General features: G+C 51.2%; 15 protein-coding genes, 1 tRNA gene and 4 rRNA genes. 5 read left to right on the top strand and 15 right to left on the bottom strand.

The window, feature by feature from the left end; genetic code table 11:
- Positions 1-94: 94 nt before the first annotated feature.
- Positions 95-310 carry a hypothetical protein gene (locus PYR66_02165; GenBank protein WEF30553.1) on the top strand — a complete coding sequence of 72 codons (216 nt, stop codon included), beginning with the start codon at positions 95-97 and terminating at the stop codon, positions 308-310.
- Between the two features lie 247 nt (positions 311-557).
- On the opposite strand, the gene PYR66_02160 is transcribed toward PYR66_02165, so the two are convergent.
- From PYR66_02160 to envR, 4 genes are all read right to left on the bottom strand, one after another.
- The gene (locus tag PYR66_02160) at positions 558-758 is read right to left on the bottom strand and encodes an AlpA family transcriptional regulator (GenBank protein ID WEF28564.1); all 201 of its coding nucleotides are present in this window, start codon (positions 756-758) and stop codon (positions 558-560) included.
- A gap of 88 nt (positions 759-846) precedes the next feature.
- The gene (locus tag PYR66_02155; protein WEF28563.1) at positions 847-1,560 is read right to left on the bottom strand and encodes a hypothetical protein; all 714 of its coding nucleotides are present in this window, start codon (positions 1,558-1,560) and stop codon (positions 847-849) included.
- Positions 1,561-1,562: 2 nt separating this feature from the next.
- Positions 1,563-2,780, bottom strand: a complete 1,218-nt coding sequence (locus PYR66_02150) for a site-specific integrase (protein WEF28562.1) — start codon at positions 2,778-2,780, stop codon at positions 1,563-1,565.
- A gap of 276 nt (positions 2,781-3,056) precedes the next feature.
- Entirely contained in the window at positions 3,057-3,713 is a 657-nt protein-coding gene (envR, locus tag PYR66_02145) for an acrEF/envCD operon transcriptional regulator (protein WEF30339.1), read from the bottom strand.
- Between the two features lie 353 nt (positions 3,714-4,066).
- Between envR and PYR66_02140 the strand changes: the two genes are divergently transcribed.
- The 3 genes from PYR66_02140 (at position 4,067) to PYR66_02130 (ending at position 8,832) form a co-directional block, all read left to right on the top strand.
- The gene (locus tag PYR66_02140) at positions 4,067-5,206 is read left to right on the top strand and encodes an efflux RND transporter periplasmic adaptor subunit (protein ID WEF28561.1); all 1,140 of its coding nucleotides are present in this window, start codon (positions 4,067-4,069) and stop codon (positions 5,204-5,206) included.
- A gap of 13 nt (positions 5,207-5,219) precedes the next feature.
- Positions 5,220-8,330 carry an efflux RND transporter permease subunit gene (locus PYR66_02135; protein WEF28560.1) on the top strand — a complete coding sequence of 1,037 codons (3,111 nt, stop codon included), beginning with the start codon at positions 5,220-5,222 and terminating at the stop codon, positions 8,328-8,330.
- A gap of 280 nt (positions 8,331-8,610) precedes the next feature.
- Positions 8,611-8,832: a hypothetical protein gene (locus PYR66_02130; GenBank protein ID WEF28559.1), complete on the top strand. Its 222-nt coding sequence runs from the start codon at positions 8,611-8,613 to the stop codon at positions 8,830-8,832.
- 259 nt (positions 8,833-9,091) lie between these two features.
- On the opposite strand, the gene rrf (PYR66_02125) is transcribed toward PYR66_02130, so the two are convergent.
- The 5 genes from rrf (PYR66_02125) to PYR66_02105 all read right to left on the bottom strand — a co-directional run bounded on the left by rrf (PYR66_02125) (position 9,092) and on the right by PYR66_02105 (position 14,187).
- A 5S ribosomal RNA gene (rrf, locus tag PYR66_02125) occupies positions 9,092-9,207 on the bottom strand.
- A gap of 37 nt (positions 9,208-9,244) precedes the next feature.
- Positions 9,245-9,320, bottom strand: a tRNA-Thr gene (locus tag PYR66_02120).
- A gap of 14 nt (positions 9,321-9,334) precedes the next feature.
- Positions 9,335-9,450 (bottom strand): 5S ribosomal RNA (gene rrf, locus PYR66_02115).
- 93 nt (positions 9,451-9,543) lie between these two features.
- Positions 9,544-12,448: ribosomal RNA gene (locus PYR66_02110) — 23S ribosomal RNA — on the bottom strand.
- A 199-nt stretch (positions 12,449-12,647) separates the two neighbouring features.
- A 16S ribosomal RNA gene (locus PYR66_02105) occupies positions 12,648-14,187 on the bottom strand.
- Together the 16S, 23S and 5S rRNA genes with 1 tRNA gene alongside form the textbook arrangement of a ribosomal RNA operon.
- A 471-nt stretch (positions 14,188-14,658) precedes the next feature.
- Here PYR66_02105 and PYR66_02100 point away from each other — a divergent pair.
- Positions 14,659-15,213 (top strand): gamma carbonic anhydrase family protein, encoded by a 555-nt coding sequence (locus tag PYR66_02100; GenBank protein ID WEF28558.1) that lies wholly within the window; start codon positions 14,659-14,661, stop codon positions 15,211-15,213.
- Here the strand turns inward: PYR66_02100 and PYR66_02095 are convergent.
- The 6 genes from PYR66_02095 to dprA are packed head-to-tail and all read right to left on the bottom strand — an operon-like array spanning position 15,189 to position 18,980.
- Positions 15,189-15,446 (bottom strand): DUF1488 domain-containing protein, encoded by a 258-nt coding sequence (locus PYR66_02095; protein ID WEF28557.1) that lies wholly within the window; start codon positions 15,444-15,446, stop codon positions 15,189-15,191. The genes PYR66_02100 and PYR66_02095 overlap by 25 nt on opposite strands.
- A complete protein-coding gene (gene aroE / locus PYR66_02090) occupies positions 15,443-16,261 on the bottom strand; it encodes a shikimate dehydrogenase (GenBank protein ID WEF28556.1) in 819 nt (272 codons plus the stop codon). Before aroE ends, PYR66_02095 begins: the two co-directional genes overlap by 4 nt.
- A 3-nt stretch (positions 16,262-16,264) precedes the next feature.
- On the bottom strand, positions 16,265-16,837 hold the full coding sequence (gene tsaC, locus PYR66_02085) for an L-threonylcarbamoyladenylate synthase type 1 TsaC (GenBank protein WEF28555.1): 573 nt from the start codon (positions 16,835-16,837) through the stop codon (positions 16,265-16,267).
- Complete coding sequence (locus PYR66_02080; protein WEF28554.1) at positions 16,830-17,384, bottom strand: topoisomerase DNA-binding C4 zinc finger domain-containing protein; 555 nt, start codon at positions 17,382-17,384, stop codon at positions 16,830-16,832. Before PYR66_02080 ends, tsaC begins: the two co-directional genes overlap by 8 nt.
- 26 nt (positions 17,385-17,410) lie before the next feature.
- Complete coding sequence (gene smg, locus PYR66_02075) at positions 17,411-17,884, bottom strand: DUF494 family protein Smg (protein WEF28553.1); 474 nt, start codon at positions 17,882-17,884, stop codon at positions 17,411-17,413.
- Entirely contained in the window at positions 17,856-18,980 is a 1,125-nt protein-coding gene (dprA, locus tag PYR66_02070; protein ID WEF28552.1) for a DNA-protecting protein DprA, read from the bottom strand. The genes smg and dprA overlap by 29 nt, the downstream gene beginning before the upstream one ends.
- Between the last annotated feature and the right edge of the window lie 35 nt (positions 18,981-19,015).

Here is a 19,015-nt window from a genome sequence, read left to right as displayed (position 1 = left end):
CGTTACTCCAGTTAACGGTTTGGTTAGAAGCCCGGTTAGTGCTGGTAACACTGCCGGGTTTCGCGCTTTACAAGTGTCAGACACATGAGATACATTGAATGACACGATTAAGATTAAACCGAGTGTCAGACATATGTCAAACGCAAAGATGCCTAAAGGAAATAAACAGATCGCATTTCGAGTAGAACCATCCCTCGAAGAAGCTATGCTGCAAGCAATGAAAGAAGATGGGGATGAAACTATATCAGCATGGCTCAAACGTGTTATCCGCAAGGAATTACAACAGCGCGGCATTGAGCCGAAAGGCTGAGGGGTATGCGCCATCGCCGTACCCTGTTGGTAGACGGAAAAGTTCGTAGTCCCAAAGGGGGTTGGTCCAACGATTGGCATACCCCCTAACCACGCCATTGGCTGAGTTCCTGTAATCTCAGCAGCGCCTAAGCTTTGACCACCAGCAATAGCCCTGGTATTATTAAATTTCAGCTTTGTTCTGCGATACCAGAACCCACACTGGCGGTCTAGCGCGACCGCCTTTGTTTTTCCCTCCATAATCCCCCCTATACCGCTTTACTGCGGCTTTGCTGCCAGGCGGATACTTCGGACAAAAGCCATCCCACGGCACGGCCACCCAGCTTACGACGGGCCGGAAACTTACCGTCCTTTTCCATCAGGTAGCGGGTAGTGCGACAAATGCCGGTTAGCTGGCGACACTCAGCCTCGCGGATCACTCGTTCAGCATGTTGGGGTGTATTGTTCATAGATAAATGCTCCTGTTCATTACTGTTCAGGAGCATTTTGGAGAGGGGTTATTGAGGATCCGTAGATATCACTTTTTTATATGTGAATTCACTTCCTACCGAGATATTTAGCCCAAGTGTTCTTATCTGTTGCAGGAAGATCCACCCCTTTTGCCGCTGCTGCTGCTTCCAGTACAGAGATAATCTTTGCTACAGGACCCATTTCGATATCTAATCCCTCTAGTTCTGGAATCATTTTTAACAGGGCTGGGATCAACTCGGCTTTCTTCGAAACTGTCTTTGGTGATTCTCCGGCCTGATTTACAGGTAACGAACCAATTTCCTTAATTTTCGCCAAATCATCAGCCATTACGCATAAAAAACGCGTATCGATCTCAATCCCACCATTGATGGTCGTGATCTGGCATTCCCAACCTTCGCTTTCAGAGCGAGTAGTAAAAAATGGTGAACGAATCTTCGCATCAGCACCTAAAAACTCAGGAACTGAGAAATATTCCCGATTGAGATAGAAGAAGCCACTTATCGATTTAGCATAGTAGCCGGGAATTTCAGCATCTTCCTGCAGCTGTATCCCGGAAATTGTCCAACGTTCTGAACCCAAAACACCGCCAAAATCGTAGTCTATCTCCCCTTCCATAAAATCCGGGATCATTAGCATCAAGCAATCATGTTTGAGAGCAGGAAAAAACACGACAATATCCAAAGCTCCAATGGCCGCAAAATGATAAAGATCTTTAACGCTACATCCTAACTTTTCCGCCGCTTCGGGTAATGGGTAATACAAACGCACTGGTAGTTTCATTTCTATACCTTCATCAAAATAACGTTGTCGTCACCGTTCGCCAACAAATCAAGGCGCTCCATCCACTTATTCAGCGCATCCAGTTTTTCAGGCAAATACTGACTACGGTTATAAACGGCCATAACGCCACCAAGCGTATGCCCAAGCAGTTGCTCAACAACATGCGGAGCGATCCCCATATTGTTAAGCGTGGTGGCAAACGTCCGGCGTAGGTCATGTAGCGTCCACGGTTCTGCGTGGCCAAGACGTTTATAAATATTACGCCCCCACTGGCTGACGGCTTCTGGTTTCTTCATTTCGCCCAGCAGCAGGCCGCTATCCCGGTTTTGTTCGATCAGGGCGGTGATAAATGGCCTCATGGCGCCGGGAATCGGACGCAATATCTTCTCGCCCCCCTTACTATGTTCCTTCGGCACAGTCCAAATCCAGTCCTGCAAATCCCACTCTTTGATAGCCGATAATCTCAGTTCCTGAGTGCGGCAGCCAAACGCCACCAGCAGGTGCAGCAGCGAGGCATAGTAAGGTTTGAATTTCAGGCCTGTACTCTCGATCCAGATATCAGATAACTCTTGTCTGGTGTGCTCCCTGTCGCGCTTCTCCTGCTTTTTTCCAACGTCATCAATCGTCAGGTCGCTGAGCGCATTGCTTGTCGCGTATCGATGCACACGGCAGAATTTCAGAGCTTGTTTACACATCTGCAGAAGATAGCCGGCTGCCACAGGAGCATCAGACCTTACACGGCTGAAACACTCCAACCAGTGGCGCGTTTCACACATAGAAAGTGGATGATCTCCAATGTATGGGTAAATATGCTTATTTAGTTGTTCAATATGTTTTTGGACGTTGGCCCGCTTGTGGGTAGCATATTCTCTGATCCAATAATCGAGTGCTTCTTTCACCGTGACCGGCTTTAACGATTCCTGAGTGGTGATCATAAGCTGGTGCTTAGGATTCTTTCCTTCGGCAAGCCATGAACGGCATTGCTCACGCTTCTCTCTGGCGGATTTAATGGAGAGGTCTGGATAATTCCCCAGCTTTATGCGCTGCGGGGCCGTAGAACGACCACCAACACGGTACGTAAAATACCAGGTCATTACCCCCACCTTAGACACCTTAACGCTCAGGCCGTCACCATCGGCATAGAAGCTATCGGCGGGGCTTTCTCTCCCGATCATCTTACGCAGGGATGTATCGCTTAATTTGTTCGTACCACCAGCCATAAAAACCTCAGTTCATTTTTGGCACTGACTACACCACTGACTACACATCACAATGTTACTCTATGAACGCCAATGAACAAAGCCAAACAAAGAAAGGTTAATTGTCTTTTGTTATCAGTAGGATAGATGAACATCTTTAAACGAGGGTGAACCATAAAAAACATAGGTTCTGAAAATACGGCATGAACTGATACTAATCAGTTAATTGCTGGATTAAAAAGGCGCTCTTCGGCATGGGGAAGCGCCTTTTTTATTGCCTGATTTTCTTACCCTGGTTTACTGTCCAACCACAGACATCGGCCATCCTGTATAGCCAGGATGCTGAAGCGATAACGCCGACATGATATTGTCCACCAGCAATGGTGCCTGCTGATAGAGGTTGAATTGCTCGGGATCCATTAGCCAGTTTTTTATAATCCCGGTAAAAGCCCCGTGTAATATAATCAACGTGAGTTCGATATTTGTTTCTGCTGGTAATAGTCTGTTTCTGACGCAACGTTGCAGGACGTCGCGAATTATCACGTAATTAAAACCAATTCGCTGACGGATTTCATTCTCCGATAACATATCGCTGGTGAACTCACATTTATGATAAAGAATCTGCAGTAACGCCTGTTGTCGCGGATTTTCAGCAATATATTGCAATCCGGTAATAAACTTGTCACGTAAACCGGTTAACGGATCCTGGTTATCCCTTTCTCTTTGCAGATGCGGCAACAACTCTCTTAGCGGAGGCTGCTGCTGCCACATTTCATTAAACAGCTCAGCCTTACTGGAAAAGTGCCAGTACACCGCCCCGCGCGTTACGCCAGCGGCATCGGCGATATCGGTGAGCGTGGTATTAGCGACGCCGCGCTGCGCAAACTGCTGGATAGCGGACTCAATCAGGAGCTGACGCGTTCTTAACGCATCCTCTTTGGTTCTTCTGGCCATAGCCTTTCCCACTTACTACCGAACGGTGAATACAGAATTGATTGATGCGCTTGTCAATTTAACACTCCCTGAATAATATCATTTAGCAAAAATGCAGATTGGATTATTTAATTACCCCCCATTCAATACACCCAGCAAATAATCAATAAAAACACATTCACGAAAATAATAATCGTCAGAGAGAAACGAAAATACCCTCCTTTTTTTGTTTTTGCGTGCCTTGTTCGCCGTTCAAAAATAACTATTCCTTACATCCACCGATGTTTATTTGTAGGATAACGGACCGCTTTAATATTCATTATTTCTTCGCAGATTCGCCGCCCTCTCCGGCCCGTAATCTATAAGGAACAACAATGACGAGTCATGCCAGAGTTTCTCTTTTATCCAGCCTAATTATCTCCGCCTTGTTGCTTACTGGTTGCGATAATTCGGGCGATAAGCAAACGCAGGCGCAAGCGCCGCAGGTCAGCGTACACGTGGTGAGCAGCGGACCGCTCTCCGTCACCACTGAATTGCCGGGGCGCACCTCCGCCTACCGCGTCGCCGAGGTGCGTCCGCAGGTCAGCGGCATCATCCTGAAACGCAACTTTGTCGAAGGTAGCGATATCAAGGCCGGTGAATCGCTCTATCAAATCGACCCTGCCACTTATCAGGCGGCCTGGAACAGCGCGAAAGGCGATGAAGCGAAAGCAGAGGCCGCCGCGGCTATTGCTCATCTGACGGTGAAACGCTATGTCCCTCTTCTGGGAACGAAATACATCAGTCAGCAGGATTATGACCAGGCTATCGCCACCGCTCATCAGGCTGATGCCGATGTGGTGGCGGCCAAAGCGGCGGTCGAAAGCGCGCGTATCAATCTGGCATATACCAAAGTCACCTCGCCAATCGACGGGCGCATTGGTAAATCCAGCGTCACCGAAGGCGCGCTGGTGACCAACGGTCAATCTGACGCCATGGCGACAGTCCAGCAGCTCGACCCGATTTATGTCGACGTCACTGAATCCAGCAATGACTTCATGCGCCTGAAACAGGAAAGCCTGCAGCGTGGTGATGAGAGCAAAAGCGTGCAACTGCTTATGGAAAATGGCCAGCCTTATGCTCTGAAGGGTTCCCTGCAATTCTCTGACGTTACCGTCGATGAAAGCACCGGATCCATCACCCTGCGGGCAGTATTCCCGAATCCTCAGCATACCTTATTGCCGGGCATGTTTGTCCGTGCCCGCATTGATGAAGGCGTGAATCCGAAGGCGATCCTGATACCACAACAGGGGGTCACCCGTACGCCACGCGGCGATGCCACAGTGATGATCGTCAACGCACAAAATCAGGTGGAAAACCGTGAAGTCACCGCCTCGCAGGCCATTGGCGATAAATGGCTGATTGCCAGCGGTCTGAAAGACGGCGACAAGGTTATCGTCAGCGGACTACAGAAGGTTCGCCCTGGCGTCACCGTGAAGGCAACGGAAGATACCGCCGCCTCTGCCGCACAATAAGGTATGAATCGCTATGTCTAAGTTCTTCATTCATCGACCGGTGTTTGCGTGGGTGTTAGCGATCATCATGATGATCGCCGGTGGCCTTGCCATCATGCAACTTCCCATCGCGCAGTATCCGACTATCGCGCCGCCTGCGGTCGCCATCTCTGCGACCTACCCTGGCGCAGATGCGCAAACCGTACAGGACACCGTCACCCAGGTTATCGAGCAGAACATGAATGGTATCGATAACCTGATGTACATGTCCTCTACCAGCGATTCCGCAGGTAGCGTAACTATTACGCTCACGTTTAAATCCGGTACCGATCCGGATATCGCACAGGTACAGGTACAAAACAAATTGCAGCTGGCGACGCCACTCCTGCCGCAAGAAGTACAGCAACAAGGGATTAGCGTTGAGAAGTCCAGCAGCAATTTCCTGTTGGTTGCGGGCTTTATCTCCGATAACCCGAGCACCAGTCAGGATGATATTTCCGACTACGTCGCATCTAACATCAAAGACCCTATCAGCCGTTTGAACGGCGTGGGCGACGTTCAGCTGTTTGGCGCGCAATATGCCATGCGTATTTGGCTCGACGGCAACTTGCTGAACAAATATAACCTGACTCCGGTCGACGTGATTAACCAACTGCAGGTACAAAACGATCAGATTGCCGCTGGTCAGCTTGGCGGTACGCCGGCCGTTAAAGGCCAGCAACTTAACGCCTCGATTATCGCGCAAACGCGCCTGAAGGATCCGGAGGAATTCGGCAAAGTCACGCTGCGGGTCAACACGGATGGTTCCGTGGTGCGTCTGAAAGACGTCGCCCGCATTGAATTAGGTGGCGAGAACTACAACGTTGTCGCGCGTATCAACGGGAAGCCGGCTTCCGGATTGGGGATTAAGCTGGCGACCGGCGCCAACGCACTGGATACCGCAACGGCAATTAAAGCCAAACTCGCGGAACTGCAGCCCTTCTTCCCACAGGGCATGAAAGTGGTTTATCCATACGACACCACGCCGTTCGTGAAAATCTCCATTCACGAAGTCGTTAAAACGCTGTTTGAAGCGGTTATCCTCGTCTTTCTCGTGATGTATCTGTTCCTACAGAATATCCGCGCAACGCTCATCCCGACAATTGCCGTCCCGGTGGTTCTGCTGGGCACTTTTGCGGTGTTGGCGATGTTCGGTTACTCCATCAACACGTTAACGATGTTCGGTATGGTGTTGGCGATAGGTCTGCTGGTCGATGATGCGATCGTGGTAGTAGAAAACGTCGAACGCGTGATGGTCGAGGAGAAGCTTTCACCTGTAGAAGCCACCGAGAAATCGATGGAGCAGATACAGGGCGCGCTGGTCGGTATTGCGATGGTGCTCTCGGCAGTATTCGTCCCGATGGCCTTCTTTGGCGGCTCTACTGGGGCAATCTACCGGCAGTTCTCCATCACCATCGTTTCCGCAATGGCCCTGTCTGTACTGGTTGCACTGGTGCTGACCCCCGCATTGTGCGCGACAATGTTAAAACCGTCATCCATCGATCATCATGATAAGAAAGGATTCTTTGGTTGGTTTAACGCCAAATTCGATCTTAGCGTTAACCATTACACCAACAGTGTAAGCGGGATCCTGCGTAGTACCGGGCGCTATCTGGTTATCTATTTACTGATCGTCATCGGTATGGCTGTACTGTTCGTCCGTCTGCCCACTTCCTTCCTGCCAGACGAAGACCAGGGCGTTTTCCTGACCATGATCCAGCTGCCTGCAGGCGCCACCCAGGAGCGTACACAAAAGGTGCTCGACTCCGTCACTGACTACTACCTGCAGAAAGAAAAGGCAAACGTTGAAAGCGTGTTCACCGTTAACGGCTTTAGCTTCAGCGGCCAGGGGCAAAACTCCGGTATGGCGTTCGTAAGCCTGAAACCGTGGGAAGAACGTAGTGGTACGGAAAACAGCGTCGAGGCTGTTATCAAACGCGCCACCGCCGCCTTTGGTCAGATTAAAGATGCGATGGTCTTCCCGTTCAACATGCCGGCTATTATTGAATTAGGCACCGCGACCGGTTTCGACTTCGAGCTGATCGACCAGGGCGGCTTAGGGCATACGCAGCTGACGCAGGCGAGAAACCAGCTTCTTGGCATGGTAAAACAACATCCGGATCAACTGGTGCGCGTTCGCCCTAATGGTCTGGAGGACACACCGCAATTTAAACTCGACGTCGATGAAGAGAAAGCACAGGCACTGGGCGTATCGTTATCCGACATTAACGAGACCATCTCGGCAGCGCTGGGGGGCTATTACGTGAATGACTTTATCGATCGCGGTCGCGTGAAGAAGGTTTATGTTCAGGCCGAAGCCAGATTCCGTATGCTGCCAGGTGATATCAATAACATGTACGTGCGCAGCGCCAACGGAGAGATGGTACCGTTCTCGGCATTTGTCACCTCACGTTGGGTGTATGGTTCCCCACGTCTGGAGCGTTACAACGGCCTGCCCTCAATGGAGATTCTCGGTGAAGCGGCTCCGGGCAAGAGTACCGGTGAAGCCATGGCGCTAATGGAGCAGTTGGCCAGTAAATTGCCTGCAGGTATTGGCTATGACTGGACCGGCATGTCCTATCAGGAGCGTTTATCAGGCAACCAGGCGCCAGCGCTCTATGCTATTTCGCTGATTGTCGTCTTCCTCTGTCTGGCGGCACTTTATGAAAGCTGGTCTATTCCGTTCTCAGTCATGTTAGTCGTGCCATTAGGCGTTATCGGCGCGTTATTAGCAGCATCGCTTAGAGGATTGAATAATGACGTTTATTTCCAGGTTGGCCTGTTAACGACTATTGGCTTATCCGCGAAAAACGCCATTCTTATTGTTGAGTTTGCCAAAGACCTTATGGATAAAGAAAGTAAAGGTATTATTGAAGCGACGTTGGAAGCATCACGGATGCGTCTACGCCCTATATTAATGACTTCATTAGCCTTTATTCTTGGGGTCATGCCATTGGTGATTAGTCATGGCGCAGGTAGCGGCGCGCAAAACGCCGTAGGCACGGGTGTAATGGGCGGTATGCTTACCGCTACCTTGTTGGCCATCTTCTTCGTACCGGTGTTTTTTGTGGTAGTTAGAGGTCGTTTTACCCGCCACGGAAAGTAACCGGGTATTATTCTTAAGGCGCCCCAGGGCGCCTTTTTTTATTTCTTTAAGTACAATAAGTTATCGTTAGACCTAATTAATACATTCATGCCGTGAATTGTTTAAATATTTTAAACTGCACCTTTTCTTCATTATTTCTCATTTATCTCCACGATATTTACATCACTCATAATTTGAGATTATTTCCCCTTCCGGAACCGGCTTCTGGCGGTGGTAAAATAAACCATTCCGTTATGTATTGGCATCCGATACTGCAAGCGGATTATTTAGAGGTAATATTATGAAAAAATTCATATTAGTGACATTGCTGGCAACATTGCTTGCAGGCTGTGCCCATGATTCCCCGTGTGTGCCGGTTTATGACTCGCAGGGTCGACTGGTGCATACCAACACCTGTGTGAAAGGCACAACTCAGGATAACTGGGAAACCGCTGGCGCGATCGCCGGTGGGGCTGCGGCGGTTGCAGGTCTCACATTAGGTATCGTGGCGCTTACTCGTTAGCGATTCCTCTCCACAAATGCTCAGCCTGGAGGTTGTTCCCTTCGGCTTAGTCGCCAGAAAGACAAAAGGCTCAGTCACACGACTGGGCCTTTCATTTACCTTGATATGGCATCTTTCCCGGGTGCGGCGCGATGCGCCTTTCCCGGGCTACGTAACCCCGGTAAGCGCAGCGCCACCGGGGAAACTGGCAGCGCGTCTGGCCATAAAACACAAAAACAAAGGGCCCAGTCGAAAGACTGGGCCCTTTGTTTTATTTGATGCCTGGCAATTCCCTACTCTCACATGGGGAGACCCCACACTACCATCGGCGCTACGGCGTTTCACTTCTGAGTTCGGCATGGGGTCAGGTGGGACCACCGCGCTCTCGTCGCCAGGCAAATTCTTTACAAGTGCCGAACTTTAACCTAAAAAGTGGTGCTGATACCCAGAGTCGAACTGGGGACCTCACCCTTACCAAGGGTGCGCTCTACCAACTGAGCCATATCAGCACGCTAAATTTGATGCCTGGCAGTTCCCTACTCTCGCATGGGGAGACCCCACACTACCATCGGCGCTACGGCGTTTCACTTCTGAGTTCGGCATGGGGTCAGGTGGGACCACCGCGCTATCGCCGCCAGGCAAATTCTGTTATCAATCCGTCATAAGACGCATTGATTAATCTGTATCACGCTGAAAATCTTCTCAATTCCGCCAAAACACCTTCGGCGTTGTAAGGTTAAGCCTCACGGTTCATTAGTATCGGTTAGCTCAACGTATCGCTACGCTTACACACCCGACCTATCAACGTCATCGTCTTTAACGTTCCTTCAGGAGACTCTAAGTCTCAGGGAGAACTCATCTCGGGGCAAGTTTCGTGCTTAGATGCTTTCAGCACTTATCTTTTCCGCATTTAGCTACCGGGCAATGCCATTGGCATGACAACCCGAACACCAGTGATGCGTCCACTCCGGTCCTCTCGTACTAGGAGCAGCCCCCCTCAATTCTCCAGCGCCCACGGCAGATAGGGACCGAACTGTCTCACGACGTTCTAAACCCAGCTCGCGTACCACTTTAAATGGCGAACAGCCATACCCTTGGGACCTACTTCAGCCCCAGGATGTGATGAGCCGACATCGAGGTGCCAAACACCGCCGTCGATATGAACTCTTGGGCGGTATCAGCCTGTTATCCCCGGAGTACCTTTTATCCGTTGAGCGATGGCCCTTCCATTCAGAACCACCGGATCACTATGACCTGCTTTCGCACCTGCTCGCGCCGTCACGCTCGCAGTCAAGCTAGCTTATGCCATTGCACTAACCTCCTGATGTCCGACCAGGATTAGCTAACCTTCGTGCTCCTCCGTTACTCTTTGGGAGGAGACCGCCCCAGTCAAACTACCCACCAGACACTGTCCCCACGCCGGATTACGGCGCCAGGTTAGAACATCAAACATTAAAGGGTGGTATTTCAAGGTCGGCTCCACGCAGACTGGCGTCCACGCTTCAAAGCCTCCCACCTATCCTACACATCAAGGCTCAATGTTCAGTGTCAAGCTATAGTAAAGGTTCACGGGGTCTTTCCGTCTTGCCGCGGGTACACTGCATCTTCACAGCGAGTTCAATTTCACTGAGTCTCGGGTGGAGACAGCCTGGCCATCATTACGCCATTCGTGCAGGTCGGAACTTACCCGACAAGGAATTTCGCTACCTTAGGACCGTTATAGTTACGGCCGCCGTTTACCGGGGCTTCGATCAAGAGCTTCTCCTTACGGATAACCCCATCAATTAACCTTCCGGCACCGGGCAGGCGTCACACCGTATACGTCCACTTTCGTGTTTGCACAGTGCTGTGTTTTTAATAAACAGTTGCAGCCAGCTGGTATCTTCGACTGATTTCAGCTCCACCCGCAGGGGCTTCACCTACATATCAGCGTGCCTTCTCCCGAAGTTACGGCACCATTTTGCCTAGTTCCTTCACCCGAGTTCTCTCAAGCGCCTTGGTATTCTCTACCTGACCACCTGTGTCGGTTTGGGGTACGATTTGATGTTACCTGATGCTTAGAGGCTTTTCCTGGAAGCAGGGCATTTGTTACTTCAGCACCGTAGTGCCTCGTCATCACACCTCAGCGTTAATAGAAGTCCGGATTTACCTAAACTTCCCGCCTACATGCTTAAACCGGGACAACCGTCGCCCGGCTAACATAGCCTTCTCCGTCCCCCCTTCGCAGTAACACCAAGTACAGGAATATTAACCTGTTTCCCATCGACTACGCCTTTCGGCCTCGCCTTAGGGGTCGACTCACCCTGCCCCGATTAACGTTGGACAGGAACCCTTGGTCTTCCGGCGTGCGGGTTTTTCACCCGCATTATCGTTACTTATGTCAGCATTCGCACTTCTGATACCTCCAGCAACCCTCACAGGCCACCTTCAACGGCTTACAGAACGCTCCCCTACCCAACAACACATAGTGTCGCTGCCGCAGCTTCGGTGCACAGTTTAGCCCCGTTACATCTTCCGCGCAGGCCGACTCGACCAGTGAGCTATTACGCTTTCTTTAAATGATGGCTGCTTCTAAGCCAACATCCTGGCTGTCTGAGCCTTCCCACATCGTTTCCCACTTAACTGTGACTTTGGGACCTTAGCTGGCGGTCTGGGTTGTTTCCCTCTTCACGACGGACGTTAGCACCCGCCGTGTGTCTCCCGTGATAACATTCTTCGGTATTCGTAGTTTGCATCGGGTTGGTAAGTCGGGATGACCCCCTAGCCGAAACAGTGCTCTACCCCCGAAGATGAGTTCACGAGGCGCTACCTAAATAGCTTTCGGGGAGAACCAGCTATCTCCCGGTTTGATTGGCCTTTCACCCCCAGCCACAGGTCATCCGCTAATTTTTCAACATTAGTCGGTTCGGTCCTCCAGTTAGTGTTACCCAACCTTCAACCTGCCCATGGCTAGATCACCGGGTTTCGGGTCTATACCCTGCAACTTAACGCCCAGTTAAGACTCGGTTTCCCTGCGGCTCCCCTATACGGTTAACCTTGCTACAGAATATAAGTCGCTGACCCATTATACAAAAGGTACGCAGTCACACCCGAAGGTGCTCCCACTGCTTGTACGTACACGGTTTCAGGTTCTTTTTCACTCCCCTCGCCGGGGTTCTTTTCGCCTTTCCCTCACGGTACTGGTTCACTATCGGTCAGTCAGGAGTATTTAGCCTTGGAGGATGGTCCCCCCATATTCAGACAGGATACCACGTGTCCCGCCCTACTCTTCGAGTTCACAACCTGTGCATTTTGGTGTACGGGACTATCACCCTGTACCGTCGGACTTTCCAGACCGTTCCACTAACACACAAGCTGATTCAGACTCTGGGCTGCTCCCCGTTCGCTCGCCGCTACTGGGGGAATCTCGGTTGATTTCTTTTCCTCGGGGTACTTAGATGTTTCAGTTCCCCCGGTTCGCCTCGTTAACCTATGTATTCAGTTAACGATAGTGCAACGAATTGCACTGGGTTTCCCCATTCGGACATCGCCGGCTATAACGGTTCATATCACCTTACCGACGCTTTTCGCAGATTAGCACGTCCTTCATCGCCTCTGACTGCCAGGGCATCCACCGTGTACGCTTAGTCGCTTAACCTCACAACCCGAAGATGTTTCACTTCTGATTGCGAAAATTTGAGAGACTCGAACACACCATTAACGGTGTGTCGTTTCAATTTTCAGCTTGATCCAGATTTTTAAAGAGCAAAATTTCACAATGCACTTAACAGTACATTTTGAAATTTATTATTTATCAAACAATCTGTGTGGACACTACAAAGGCAGGTTCTTTCAGGTAAGGAGGTGATCCAACCGCAGGTTCCCCTACGGTTACCTTGTTACGACTTCACCCCAGTCATGAATCACAAAGTGGTAAGCGCCCTCCCGAAGGTTAAGCTACCTACTTCTTTTGCAACCCACTCCCATGGTGTGACGGGCGGTGTGTACAAGGCCCGGGAACGTATTCACCGTAGCATTCTGATCTACGATTACTAGCGATTCCGACTTCATGGAGTCGAGTTGCAGACTCCAATCCGGACTACGACATACTTTATGAGGTCCGCTTGCTCTCGCGAGGTCGCTTCTCTTTGTATATGCCATTGTAGCACGTGTGTAGCCCTACTCGTAAGGGCCATGATGACTTGACGTCATCCCCACCTTCCTCCAGTTTATCACTGGCAGTCTCCTTTGAGTTCCCGGCCGGACCGCTGGCAACAAAGGATAAGGGTTGCGCTCGTTGCGGGACTTAACCCAACATTTCACAACACGAGCTGACGACAGCCATGCAGCACCTGTCTCAGAGTTCCCGAAGGCACCAAAGCATCTCTGCTAAGTTCTCTGGATGTCAAGAGTAGGTAAGGTTCTTCGCGTTGCATCGAATTAAACCACATGCTCCACCGCTTGTGCGGGCCCCCGTCAATTCATTTGAGTTTTAACCTTGCGGCCGTACTCCCCAGGCGGTCGACTTAACGCGTTAGCTCCGGAAGCCACGCCTCAAGGGCACAACCTCCAAGTCGACATCGTTTACGGCGTGGACTACCAGGGTATCTAATCCTGTTTGCTCCCCACGCTTTCGCACCTGAGCGTCAGTCTTTGTCCAGGGGGCCGCCTTCGCCACCGGTATTCCTCCAGATCTCTACGCATTTCACCGCTACACCTGGAATTCTACCCCCCTCTACAAGACTCTAGCCTGCCAGTTTCGAATGCAGTTCCCAGGTTGAGCCCGGGGATTTCACATCCGACTTGACAGACCGCCTGCGTGCGCTTTACGCCCAGTAATTCCGATTAACGCTTGCACCCTCCGTATTACCGCGGCTGCTGGCACGGAGTTAGCCGGTGCTTCTTCTGCGAGTAACGTCAATCGCTGAGGTTATTAACCTCAGCGCCTTCCTCCTCGCTGAAAGTACTTTACAACCCGAAGGCCTTCTTCATACACGCGGCATGGCTGCATCAGGCTTGCGCCCATTGTGCAATATTCCCCACTGCTGCCTCCCGTAGGAGTCTGGACCGTGTCTCAGTTCCAGTGTGGCTGGTCATCCTCTCAGACCAGCTAGGGATCGTCGCCTAGGTGAGCCATTACCCCACCTACTAGCTAATCCCATCTGGGCACATCTGATGGCATGAGGCCCGAAGGTCCCCCACTTTGGTCTTGCGACGTTATGCGGTATTAGCTACCGTTTCCAGTAGTTATCCCCCTCCATCAGGCAGTTTCCCAGACATTACTCACCCGTCCGCCGCTCGTCACCCGAGAGCAAGCTCTCTGTGCTACCGCTCGACTTGCATGTGTTAGGCCTGCCGCCAGCGTTCAATCTGAGCCATGATCAAACTCTTCAATTTAAGTTTGATGCTCGTGAATTAAACTTCGTAATGAATTACGTATGTTCACTCAGAGACTTGGTATTCATTTTTCGTCCGAGGACGTTAAGAATCCATGTCACTTTGAGTGCCCACACAGATTGTCTGATAAATTGTTAAAGAGCAGGTGCGACGCGCTTTAGCGCTCTGTCGCGAGGTGGCGTATATTACGCTTTCCTCTTTCAGAGTCAACCCTGAATTTCAGAATTTTTCTCTTCAACCGAACCGGCTGTTTGTGTGAAGTGATTCACATCTGCCGTGTCAGTGGGAGCGCATTATAGGGATCCCAGTTTTTTGCACAAGCCTTTTTTCGATCTTTTTTTCTGAATGATGTTTTTTCGCGCTTTTCGCGCTGTTATTGTGCAAATCGTTCAATTTTTACCAGAAAAAGGGGTTGCGAGTGCGCCAAAAAGCCACCAAAGTCTGTTTATCTCCCCTGTTGTAGAGGCAGTCATGTCCAATCATTTACGTCCTTATAAAGATTTATTCCCACAAATCGGCCTGCGAGTGATGGTGGATCCCAGTAGCGTGGTGATCGGCGACGTCAGAATTGCCGACGATGTGAGCATTTGGCCACTGGTCGCTATTCGAGGCGATGTGAACTATGTAACGATCGGCGCCCGTTCTAATATTCAGGACGCCAGCGTACTGCATGTTACACATAAGTCTTCTTATAACCCGCAGGGTAATCCGCTGATTATCGGAGAAGATGTCACTGTCGGGCATAAAGTCATGTTGCACGGCTGCACTATTGGCGATCGCATACTGGTGGGAATGGGTTCAATCCTGCTGGACGGCGTCATTGTCGAGGATGATGTCATGATCGGCGCTGGCAGCCTGGTACCGCAAAACAAGCGTCTGGAAAGCGGATATCTCTACTTTGGCAATCCGGTAAAACAGATTCGCCCCCTGACGGAGGCGGAATATGCGGGGCTGAAGTACTCAGCTAACAACTATGTGAAATGGAAAGACGATTATCTGGATCAGGATAACCAAACCCAACCTTGAGGATCTTCTTGCTGGTCGCGGATCAACGCTTCCGCTTCGTCCTCCAGATCCCAGCGGTGTTCACTAAATGCAGCCAGCCACTGTGCTGGCTCATCACCGCCAAATCGCTGTTGCAGTGTCTCGCCCCGAATAGCGCAAGTGAGCTGCATACCGTTAACCAGTGCAGGGAAAGCCACACACTGGCGCTCGGCGCTCCACTCTTCTCTATCCGGGAATTGAATCGCCTGATTCACGCATTCAACTCCTGATGTAACACAGCAATCACTGGTGCGATTTCCGGTAATACACCGTGCCACAGTAGAACGGCATGGGCAGCCTGAGCCACCAGCATACCTAATCCATCCGCGTGTTTTTTCGCCCCATGTTGCTGACACCATTGCAGAAACGGCGTGCTGCCTTTCTGATAAAACATGTCATAACAGTAGACATCAGAGTGAATTAACGTAGGAGAGATCGAGGGGATATCGCCATTAATGCCGCTGGAGGTGGCATTAATGATGAGATCGAATGGGTGACCTTCCAGATTATCTAATGGCAATGCGCTAACGCTACCAGTATGAGCAAACAGCGCCGCCAGTTCATGGGCGCGGGAAAAAGTACGGTTTACAATCGTGACGGCGCAATCCAAAGAGAGCAGCGGCAGCAGTACGCCGCGCGCCGCGCCACCGGCGCCAATCAATAAAATCCGCATTCCTGGCTTGATAAACCCCAAACGCTCTAAATCACTTAATAGACCGATACCGTCAGTGTTATCACCGAGCAGTCTACCATCATCCAACCTTTTAAGCGTATTGACTGCCCCAGCCAGCGCGGCGCGCTCGGTCAGTTCATCGGCGCGAGCGAAAGCTTCTTCTTTAAAGGGGACGGTCACGTTAGCGCCCTTACCTCCCTCATTAAAGAAAGCATCCAGGGTATTCGTGAAATCGTGCAATGGCGCCAGCACCCGCCCATAGGGATGCTCAATCTGCAACTGCTCGGCAAACAACCGATGAATTGAAGGTGATTTGCTATGCGCGATAGGGTTACCAAAAACAGCAAAAGTTTCCATAAATTACCCCTGGCGGAACTGTTCGCCCGTCAGGGCGTCACGGATTTCAGATGGGTTTTGCCGCCCCCCCGTCTCACCATCCACCACCGGGAAGCTATTGCCAAACTGGGCATGTACTTCAGCGGTGGTACGGCACGGCGGCTGGCCGCTTAAGTTAGCACTCGTGGAGACCAACGGTTTTCCGTAGGTTTCGCACAGTTCAATGACCAATGGGTGATCGGTAACGCGAACAGCAAGCGAATCAAAACGGCCGGTCAGCCAACGTGGCGTAGTGGGGCGAGCCGGGAAAACAAACGTCACCGGACCTGGCCAGCAGGAAAAAATTGCCGCACGCTGTGCGTCACTCAACACAGAATCATCAATATAAGGTTTCAGTTGTTCGAAACTGGCAGCGATAAGAATCAGTCCCTTATCGACAGGACGCTGCTTTAACGCCAACAGGCGCATCACGGCGGTCTCACTATCAGGGTCGCAACCGACGCCAAAAACGGCTTCGGTTGGATAAGCGATGACATGTTCATTATTCAATACCGCGACAGCATGCGCGACGATTTCTGAGGGCAGGTTTTTATTCACTGATTTGTTCCGCCGGAATCGGCTTTCCACATTGTTTACTGGCACAAAAACGTTTGACGCCCTGCGCCGTTTTCTTTTCGATTAACAGCGGGTAATGGCATTCAGGGCATTCGCCCGCCACCGGTTTGAAATTAATAACGAACTGGCAATCAGGATAACGATCGCAGGAATGAAAGGTTTTACCGAACCGGGAACGCCGCTGCACCAATTGCCCCTGGCCACACTGCGGGCAGGCGATGGCAGTCTCATCTGGCTTATCAATCAGCTCAGTATGCCCACATTCGGGATAGCGGCTGCAGCCGATGAACATACCAAAGCGCCCCTGGCGCAATACCATGACCGCGCCGCACGCAGGGCACTCTTGTCCCTCCAGCACCTTAACGATATGTCCGTCCGCCTGACTTTTCAGGGGACGGACATAGTCACAGTCCGGATAATGAGAGCAGCCGAGAAACGGACCGTGCTTCCCGGAACGAATCACCAGTTCAGCCCCGCACTGCGGGCAGGGCTCGTTTTTACGCACCGAAAACAGTGCTGATTTGGTCATAACAACTCGATGTTGCTGCAATAAGATTAATGCAGCATACCTTCATTTACTTCGAAGAGTAATTCTTCCATTTGTTGATAGGCGTTTTCACAGCCTGGGATATTGAACAGAACCATCAGGATCACCCATTTCAGGTCTTCCAGTTCGAATTCCGCCGTATCCAGCGCCAATACGCGCTCTATCACCATTTCTCGCGTTTCGAGGTTCAACACCTGAATCTGCTCGAGGAAGAGTAAAAATCCTCGACAGCTGGCATCCAGACGCTGGCACTCTTCTTCGGTATATACCCGAAGAGAGAGCGGGTCGGAGGCGAGCTGCATGGGTTCAACGAGACCTTCCTGATAATCAGCCAGTTTCTCGAGCCACATTAACGCGTTATAGATATCTTCCCGATCAAAGCCCGCATCGGTAAGGTCCCGCGTCAGTTTGTCCTGATCCACGCGCATTTCTGCTTCGTTATGGATATAAGTCTCAAACAAATACATGAGTACGTCGAACATGGCTTGCCCTCCTTAATCGGACATAGCCGCCGGGTACAGCTGCGATCCAGCCTGCTAACTCCAGTTCAAGTAGCTGAGCTACGGTTACTGGCACAGATTGGCCGGCACGTTCAGCGACAACGTCAACAGGTGTTACCTCATCTCCTACGTTAGCCAGGAGCTCTGGAAATGGCAATGCTACAGGAGGCTGATCTGCGTAATTATTTACCACATCAGCGGTATCCTTCGGCTCCGGCAGCTCATATTGCCAATACTCGAGGATCTCTTCCGGCGCCGTGACGGGAATAGCGCCCTGTTTAATGAGCCAGTGGGGGCCCTCTGAACCTGGATTGCCAATCGGCCCCGGTAGGGCAAAGACATCTCTCCCCTGTTCCAGCGCGCAACGGACAGTTACCAACGATCCGCTTTTCAACGCTGCCTCTACTACCAACACGCCCGCGCTTAAGCCGCTAATCACCCGATTACGCCGGGGAAAATGCCCCGGCAACGGTAGCGTTGAGAGGGGAAATTCGGAGATCAGCGAGCCGCCGCTCTCAACAATCTGCTTTGCCAGAATGTGATGGCGGCGCGGGTATATATTGGCAAGACCGTTGCCTAATACGGCAACCGTTTTCCCCTTCGCAGCCAACGCGCCGCGATGGGCGATGCCATCGATGCCTAACGCAAGGCCGCTGGTAATAGTCAAACCGTGCTGCGCCAAGGTTTCACTGAATGTTTTTCCCCAACGCGCCCCGTACCAGGAATGCGCCCGACTACCGATAATAGCAAGCTGACGGCTACGCAGCAGCTCGACATTGCCACAGACCAGAAGCGCGCCGGGATAATCAACGATGGCACGTAGCTGCGGTGGGTAGTGCGCATGATCCGCCGGGATCAGATGGTGCTCCGGTTGATCTAACCATCGCAGTGAAGCGTCAATTTCCTGTGGGCTGAAAGCAAAAAACTGTTTTTCCTGCGCTTTGCTTAACCCTACCCCGTGCAATGCCTCATTATTCAGCTGACCTGCGCAACCCAGTCGCCGCGCAATCAATACCATTTCATCGCCATACAGGTTATTCACCCGCATCAGGCGTAGCCAAATCTCCGTGGGTGTCATCCGTTCCCCCCTGCCATAAGCGGCTTAGACAATCT

The sequence above is a fragment of the Klebsiella aerogenes genome (genome assembly GCA_029027985.1).
Lineage (GTDB): Bacteria > Pseudomonadota > Gammaproteobacteria > Enterobacterales > Enterobacteriaceae > Klebsiella > Klebsiella aerogenes_A.
The sequence above is the reverse complement of the archived record's forward strand: the minus strand, read 5'-3'. Positions and strand labels throughout refer to the sequence as shown.

Coding starts and splice junctions, on each gene's coding strand:
- PYR66_02160 (WEF28564.1), bottom strand. CDS start 758: ATGAACAATACACCCCAACATGCTGAACGAGTGATCCGCGAGGCTGAG.
- PYR66_02155 (WEF28563.1), bottom strand. CDS start 1,560: ATGAAACTACCAGTGCGTTTGTATTACCCATTACCCGAAGCGGCGGAA.
- PYR66_02150 (WEF28562.1), bottom strand. CDS start 2,780: ATGGCTGGTGGTACGAACAAATTAAGCGATACATCCCTGCGTAAGATG.
- envR (WEF30339.1), bottom strand. CDS start 3,713: ATGGCCAGAAGAACCAAAGAGGATGCGTTAAGAACGCGTCAGCTCCTG.
- PYR66_02140 (WEF28561.1), top strand. CDS start 4,067: ATGACGAGTCATGCCAGAGTTTCTCTTTTATCCAGCCTAATTATCTCC.
- PYR66_02135 (WEF28560.1), top strand. CDS start 5,220: ATGTCTAAGTTCTTCATTCATCGACCGGTGTTTGCGTGGGTGTTAGCG.
- PYR66_02130 (WEF28559.1), top strand. CDS start 8,611: ATGAAAAAATTCATATTAGTGACATTGCTGGCAACATTGCTTGCAGGC.
- PYR66_02100 (WEF28558.1), top strand. CDS start 14,659: ATGTCCAATCATTTACGTCCTTATAAAGATTTATTCCCACAAATCGGC.
- aroE (WEF28556.1), bottom strand. CDS start 16,261: ATGGAAACTTTTGCTGTTTTTGGTAACCCTATCGCGCATAGCAAATCA.
- PYR66_02080 (WEF28554.1), bottom strand. CDS start 17,384: ATGACCAAATCAGCACTGTTTTCGGTGCGTAAAAACGAGCCCTGCCCG.
- smg (WEF28553.1), bottom strand. CDS start 17,884: ATGTTCGACGTACTCATGTATTTGTTTGAGACTTATATCCATAACGAA.
- dprA (WEF28552.1), bottom strand. CDS start 18,980: ATGACACCCACGGAGATTTGGCTACGCCTGATGCGGGTGAATAACCTG.